Here is a 7417-nt window from a genome sequence, read left to right as displayed (position 1 = left end):
GACAAATAACTTGATTTAGTTAGATAAAACGCTAAACTGCACCAATTAAAGCAACTCAAATAGCTGTTAATAACTTCTTTGACCAAGCAAAGGCACGCAAACAATACATGCGAATAAGACCCAAGCAAAGTCACAACAGTTGTGCTGGCGACAATAGCAAGAGTGAACCACCTGATCCCTTCCCGAACTCAGAAGTGAAACCTCTTAGCGCTGATGGTAGTGTGGGGTTACCCATGTGAGAGTAAGTCATCGCCAGCTCATTATTCTAAACACCCCCTTCAATACAAGGGGGTGTTTTTTTATACATAAAAATTGAATTTGAAAATAATTAAACCCTTATAATTAAATAAGAAGCTCCATTCAGTTAATTTATGCTAAACAATAAATGCCTTAGTGATAAGGCTAATATCATAAAAACAACCCAACTAATTAGTTGAAAAGCTAAATAATAAACAATAATGAATGGTTCAAAAAATGAATGATTTACAATGAAATTTTTATTTACAAAGAGCATCAAAGTTGACTATTAAATAAAATGCCAATCCTAATTTGCAGATTGAGTATTAAAAATCAAGATTTCAGTCGAAAGGTTATATAAGAATTCATTCTTAGTAACTAAGAATAAATATAAAACTCTTAAAACTTGAATTTTCATGATTTTTTATGCCAATTGAATTATTAATCAATCTATTAAATGAATAGTCCACTAGAAAGTTGTATAGACAAAAATCCTAATTTATTGCATTTATATAAAATATGAATCTAGGTTCATTATTTTAAAAATACTCACAATTGGAGGTGAGATAAAAATGACAGCGCAGACAATGAATGTGAATGCTGTAATTGATAATGCAAAATTTAAACCCTTTCATTTATCAATCGTATTATGGTGTTTATTTATCGTAATTTTTGACGGTTATGATTTAGCAATTAATGGCGTAACGTTGCCACTTCTTATGCAAGAGTGGGGTATGACTTCTGTCCAAGCTGGGTTATTAGCGAGCACAGCGCTAGCGGGAATGATGTTTGGTGCGATGCTTTTTGGTATGTTGGCAGATAAAATTGGTCGAAAAAAAGTTATTTTAATTTGTGTAACCTTGTTCAGTGGTTTTACTTTTTTAGGAGGATTCGCAAGTAATCCAACAGAATTTGGAATTTTAAGATTTATTGCTGGACTTGGTATAGGCGGTGTTTTGCCAAATTTAGTAACTTTAACTTCTGAATATGCACCACAAAAATTGAGAAGTACCTTAGTTACGATTATGTTTAGTGGCTATGCAGTTGGCGGAATTATGGCGGCTTTATTGGGTGTAAAATTTACACCTGAATTTGGTTGGCAGATTATGTTCTTTATCGCAGGAATTCCATTATTAGTATTACCGTTTATATGGAAGTATATGCCTGAATCACTAACATTTTTAGTGAAACAAAAAAATTATGAACCTGCCTCAGGAATTATTAATAAGATCAACGCAGATTTAAATGTTAATTCTACAACTCATTTGGTTCTAAACGAAATTAAACTACCTGATGCATCGGTTAAATCTCTTTTTACTGATAATAGAGCGACAACGACGTTGTTATTTTGGTGCTGCTTTTTTATGTGTCTTTTAATGACATACGCATTAGGAAGTTGGTTACCAAAGTTAATGATGGCTGCAGGTTATTCTTTAGGAAGTAGTTTAACGTTTTTACTTTCATTAAATATTGGCGCTGTCATCGGTACTATTGGTGGTGGAATTCTAGCAGACAAATTTCATCTCAAACCTGTAGTGATTTCGATGTTTGTAATTGGAGCTTTTGCTTTATTTGGATTAAGTTTCAATTCGCCGCCAATGGTTATTTATCTACTTGTGGCATTGGCTGGTGCAGCATCAATTGGTACAAGTATTTTAATATATAGCTATGTAGCGCAATCTTATCCAATTGCTGTACGTTCAACTGGGATTGGTTGGGCTTCAGCAGTAGGGCGTATAGGTGCAATTGTCGGCCCCATTGTCATTGGTATTCTTTTAGGAATGGAATTGCCGCACAAATGGAATTTCATTGCCGTTGCTATACCAGCAGTAATTGGTGCAATAGCCGTATTATGTATTAAAAGGACAAAAGTGATTGAAACAGTTCCTGAAAAAATAAAAATCGCATCTTCAATTACATAGTAGAATAAAAGCCTCATAAGAGGCTTTTTTTATAAATGTGATTTTAAAATTTTTTGATGCTCTTTAACCTGTTTGGCATAACGTTTACCTTGTTTTTTCATTTTTCGATTTGTGTTGTATCCAGTAGGTCCAACGTTGTAATAGGCCAGTGCTTTTTTCCAGCTACCAGCAGATTGATTATATTTTGATAGGATAAAAGTCCCACAATGTATATTAATATTTTCTTGAAAAAGGTCACCTGGACAAGATTGTTGCCAATATCTAGGGATAATTTGGGTAAGACCTACAGCACCTGCTGGTGATACTGCATAATTTCGATAACTCGATTCTTGTTGAATAAGAGCGGCCATTAACAGGGGGTCGACATCAAATTGTTGCGCACTTTGCACAATTAGTGGTGAAACCCTATTTGCGGTGTATGGGTGTACAGAGTATGCCTTTTGAATACCTGTTGAAAGTTTAGCGGCGCGTTTTTGTACTGAACCACCACCTAAAGATGAGCAACCGACAAACACGATACACGATGATAGAACTAAACTATATTTAAGGAAAGTAAAGGATGGGGGAGGTGATTGTAAACGTTGTAAAAAAAGCAAAATAGTAACCGTACAAATTCAATTTGCAAAAATCATAAGTAAGCTAGTGATTGGGGTCAAGCCCTAGATAAATTGGAGTGTTGTAGTTTTGCAATATATTGATGAGTAAGATAAATAGATCAGAAAAACTTTAAAATTGATTCAATATTTTCTTATAATAATGCCATTATTAAATGCCTGAAATCATCATGACGCCAGCTTGTAAATTTCTAAAAAACAAAAAGATAGATTATTCTGTTCATGAATATGAGCATGATCCTAATGCTGAAAGTTTTGGTTTAGAAGCAGCTCAAAAATTGGGTTTATCTGAACATGAAGTTTTTAAGACACTTCTAGTGACAGATGATGTCAATTATTTTGTGACAATTTTACCAGTGGACCATCAACTTAATTTAAAAAAGGCGGCGAATGCTTTCAGTTGTAAAAAACTTAAAATGGCTGATCCGAAAGTGGCTGAGCGTCTGACCGGTTACTTAGTGGGTGGGATTAGTCCAATTGCTCAAAAAAAGCGACTTAATACAGTCATTCACCAATCGGCAAGTTCTCTTAAAAAGGTGTACGTGAGTGGTGGAAAACGAGGGCTAGATATTGGATTAGATCCTCAATCATTGGCCCAAGTATTAGATGCTCAATTTAAGGACATTGTGGATCACACTTAATGTTTGATCAATACATTTGACGTAGATTGGTTAGATATTCTTGAGCGATAAAAATTTCTTGATCATCAGTTGGGCATACCTTGTTCCATTGATGTTCTTGATCTAATTCCCAAGCACGTTGATTATCGTTCAGATAATTCAGTAGACCATCTTTAATAATCGTTTTCTTTAGTTTTTTATCTTCAATCGGAAAACAAGTTTCTACTCTTGAAAATAAATTACGTCCCATCCAGTCTGCACTTGAACAATATAATTTCTCATTGCCTTGATCTAGAAAATAGTAGACCCGTGTGTGTTCTAAAAAACGTCCTACAATGGATCTGACGCGGATATTTTCTGATAACTGTGGTACTTGAGGTCTTAATGAACAGATGGAACGAATGATCAGATCGATTTGAACACCTGCATTTGACGCTTGATAAAGTGCCGCGATTAATTTAGGTTCAGTTAAAGCGTTAACTTTGATAATAATATGCGCTTTATGACCAGACTTAGCATGGTGGATTTCATTGGCAATGAGTTTTAAAAGCTGTTCATGCAAGGTAAAAGGTGCATGGAACAGCTTTTTAGGCTTTGCCATTTTTCCCATACCTGTCAATTCTTGAAAGATTTTATGGACATCTTCACAAATGTCATCATCAGTGGTCAGAAGACCGTAATCGGTATACATTTTTGCATTACCAGCATGATAATTGCCAGTTCCCAAATGAACATACCGTTTCAGATGATCTGCTTCTCTACGAACAACTAGAATCATTTTAGCGTGAGTTTTATAGCCCACGATGCCATACACAACAACAGCTCCAGCTTCTTGTAGGAGGTTGGCGACCAGGATATTGGATTCTTCATCGAATCTAGCACGTAATTCAATAATCGCAGTAACTTCTTTACCATTTCGTGCTGCTTCTGCTAAGACCTGAACGATCTCTGAATCTGGTCCGCTGCGATAAAGAGTTTGCTTAATTGCCAAGACATTAGGGTCTTTTGCAGCCTCTTTTAACAGGTTGATGACGGGTGAAAATGAGTCAAAAGGATGATGTAAAAGGACATCACGTTGTTTTAATACATCAAATATACTTTTTGATTGTCTCAATATCTTCGGTATCACGGGTTGATAGGGTTTAAACTTCAAATCTGGACAATCAAAATCTGAAAATAATCGAGCTAAATTTACAGGACCTTGAACACGATAGAGTTGTGAAGGTTCTAAAGAAAATTGTTCAAGTAGATATTGGTTAATCGCTTCTGGGCAATTGTGATCAATTTCAAGTCGAACTTCACGTCCAAATCTTCGCGAAGAAAGTTCATCTTTAAGAGCAACTGCCAGATCGTCTACATCGTCAGCTAAATTTAAGTCAGCATTGCGTGTAACACGGAATTGGTAGCATCCTGTCGCCTTCATTCCTGGAAATAAGTCATTGATATGTTGTTGCAGAATAGCCGACAACAGGATGTAATGTTGCTTACCTTCGCATAAGTCATCAGGAATTTTGACCGTCCTTGGCAAAGTTCTCGGTGCAGGTACGATCGCGAGCTCAATCTGACGACCAAAAGCATCTTTACCTTCAAGCGTGACAATAAAATTAAGGCTCTTATTGACTAAACGGGGAAAAGGATGGGCAGGGTCTAAACTGATGGGCGTGATTACTGGTTGAATAAATTTACTGAAGTAGTTTTGAATCCATTCAGTATATTTATCTAAAATTCCATGATATTGGATAAATTCGATACCATAAGATTTAAGTTGAGGAATGAGCTCGTTATTAAGTATCTGATATTGTTCTTGAACCGCATGATGCGTTGTTTTAGATATTTGTTCTAAAATAATTTCATTGGGAAAGGCATCAGGCGCAGTAGTTATTTGATTTAATTCGATCTGTTTTAAAAGTCCAGCAACGCGTATTTCAAAAAACTCATCTAAATTCCGAGAAAAGATGATTAAAAAATTTAGTCGCTCTAATAAGGGGTGGTGAGGGTCTTTAGCTTGAGCTAAAACTCGTTTATGGAATTCTAATAATGAAAGTTCGCGATTAATGTAAGTGTCTGAATTGTGTTGAAAGTTTTCAAAAGAGTGCATAGTACCAATTATTGCTTTTTGAGCCGTCAGGAAAGACCTTGCAGCGATGGTACGTTTGATGTGTGACAGTAATATTACATTGATTGGTATATATTCGATAAATATATATAATTGGATTTATTTTATTTTAATCAAAAAAGCACACAATAAGTGTGCTTTTTTTAAATCAATTAGGGCTTAGAAATCGTAACGGAAACCTAAAGATAAACCTAAAGCATCCTCACCTTTGAAACCCTTCACATTATTTGTACGTGCTTGTTCCCATGGTGTAAGGCTTGAGTTTTTGTCATTAAGCACAGTTGCGACGTTACCGTAAACACGAACTGCTTTATCAAGACGATGTTCAAGTCCTAAAGCAATGAGTGTTGCGTTCGCATCTTTAGCATCTACATCACGGTGCATCACTTGACCACGGATATATGTTTTTGGTGCAAATTTATAATCAGCTGCAACACCAATGACTTGTGCATCAGGATTTTTTACGTCATTGTCATGAGTCATATATTGATATAAACCACCAATATTTAGCTCAGGTGTGATTTTATAAGCACCAGCTAAACGGAAGCCATCACGTTCGCCGCGAGTCGCATCTTCTTCATAGTGTTCATAAGCAGCTGCGAAATCAACAGGACCTTCTTTATAGGTCAATGCAAGATCGTAAGCTTTATTCTTTTTAGAGTCGCCTTTCTTTTGAATAACTTCACCAGTATCTTTATCTACAATTGTTTCCGTGAAGCCTGGAGAATTGCTTTCGTGCAATGAAAGTGCTGCTAATACATTGAACCCATTTCCGAATTTTGGTGATTTATATTCGATGGTATTTTCATTACGCTCATCAAAACGTAAGTCACCAGCACGTGTTACATTACGTAAATCACCTACTTGATCGCCGAAATAGTTAACTGGACCACGTGCTATTTTAAAAGGGCTATCAAAACGACCGACACGAGTTTGACCGAAATTACCTTTTAAACCAACAAATGTATCACGTGTTGCAAAATCAACACCTGAATTTTGTCCACCGCTAGCAAAGTTGATTTCTTGTTCAATTTGACCAAAAACAGTCATATCATTTTCTAGTTTCTGTTCAACTTTAAAGCCTAGACGAGATGAATTAGATGATAAACCCACTTCATTATAATCTTTACCATCATCAAGGTAATCTAATGAAACATGCGCACGACCATAAATTTTAACGTCGGCTGCCATTGCGATTGATGGTGTAATTAGTGTTGCCCCAACTGCTAATGCACAAAGTGTTTTTTTCATTTCTAGCTCCAGTAAAGACTGATTTATTGTCCTAATAATCATGATCAGTAGTTTTTTTGTAACTACTGTTCTCTATTGGTGCTAAGTATTCATTACAAATAAGTCAGTAATATTAAGAATTTATTTCATTATCATGAAAATGGATAGAAACAATTTATAGTAATCAAAAGGCATAAAACAAAAAAAAGGAGCCAAAGCTCCTTTTTTTATGAGGATCTGTTATAAAGCAGCTTTAATCTTCTCAGCCAAAGCCTTGATACGCTCTTGATCACCCATTTGTGCTGCGTGTTTACCCAGTTCATGAATTGAACTTGGAATAAGATGGAAGTGAACGTGAGGCACGGTTTGCCCAGCTGCAGCACCAGATAACTGCATCAACACTATACCTTTTGCATCTAGTGCTGTTTCAATCGCTTTTGCAATTTTTTGAACGATTTGAATCGTGTACGCTGCAGTGTTTGGATCTAAGTCGAGTAAAGTTACGGCAGGTGATTTAGGGATGACTAAAGTATGACCATCTGCCTGAGGCATAATGTCCATAAATGCAAGAACTTGCTCATCCTCATACACTTTAATTGCAGGAAGTTCACCACGTAGAATTCTTGCAAAAATATTTTGATCATCGTAAGCCATAACTATTCCCAGAATGTAATTAGA

The 7417-nt window shown here is 35.8% G+C and carries 6 protein-coding genes and 1 rRNA gene; 3 read left to right on the top strand and 4 right to left on the bottom strand.

The features are described from left to right. The first annotated feature begins 143 nt into the window (after positions 1-143). Positions 144-258, top strand: a 5S ribosomal RNA gene (gene rrf, locus BMW42_RS13220). 551 nt (positions 259-809) lie between these two features. Continuing rightward, the gene (locus tag BMW42_RS13215) at positions 810-2159 is read left to right on the top strand and encodes an MFS transporter (RefSeq protein ID WP_092768463.1); all 1350 of its coding nucleotides are present in this window, start codon (positions 810-812) and stop codon (positions 2157-2159) included. A gap of 29 nt (positions 2160-2188) precedes the next feature. Here the strand turns inward: BMW42_RS13215 and BMW42_RS13210 are convergent, their stop codons facing one another. Continuing rightward, positions 2189-2674, bottom strand: a complete 486-nt coding sequence (locus BMW42_RS13210) for a lytic transglycosylase domain-containing protein (protein ID WP_416224333.1) — start codon at positions 2672-2674, stop codon at positions 2189-2191. Between the two features lie 269 nt (positions 2675-2943). Here BMW42_RS13210 and ybaK point away from each other — a divergent pair, with 269 nt between their 5' ends. Then, positions 2944-3414 carry a Cys-tRNA(Pro) deacylase gene (ybaK, locus tag BMW42_RS13205; RefSeq protein ID WP_092768475.1) on the top strand — a complete coding sequence of 157 codons (471 nt, stop codon included), beginning with the start codon at positions 2944-2946 and terminating at the stop codon, positions 3412-3414. Positions 3415-3421: 7 nt separating this feature from the next. Here the strand turns inward: ybaK and ppk1 are convergent, their stop codons facing one another. The 3 genes from ppk1 to BMW42_RS13190 all read right to left on the bottom strand — a co-directional run bounded on the left by ppk1 (position 3422) and on the right by BMW42_RS13190 (position 7393). Beyond that, positions 3422-5491 (bottom strand): polyphosphate kinase 1, encoded by a 2070-nt coding sequence (gene ppk1, locus BMW42_RS13200; protein ID WP_092768459.1) that lies wholly within the window; start codon positions 5489-5491, stop codon positions 3422-3424. A gap of 177 nt (positions 5492-5668) precedes the next feature. Further along, entirely contained in the window at positions 5669-6760 is a 1092-nt protein-coding gene (locus BMW42_RS13195) for a porin (RefSeq protein ID WP_092768457.1), read from the bottom strand. 219 nt (positions 6761-6979) lie between these two features. Next, positions 6980-7393, bottom strand: coding sequence for an HIT family protein (locus BMW42_RS13190; protein WP_092768455.1), 414 nt, complete (start codon positions 7391-7393; stop codon positions 6980-6982). Between the last annotated feature and the right edge of the window lie 24 nt (positions 7394-7417).

It is taken from the genome of Acinetobacter sp. DSM 11652, from assembly GCF_900109815.1.
Lineage (GTDB): Bacteria > Pseudomonadota > Gammaproteobacteria > Pseudomonadales > Moraxellaceae > Acinetobacter.
The sequence above is the reverse complement of the archived record's forward strand: the minus strand, read 5'-3'. Positions and strand labels throughout refer to the sequence as shown.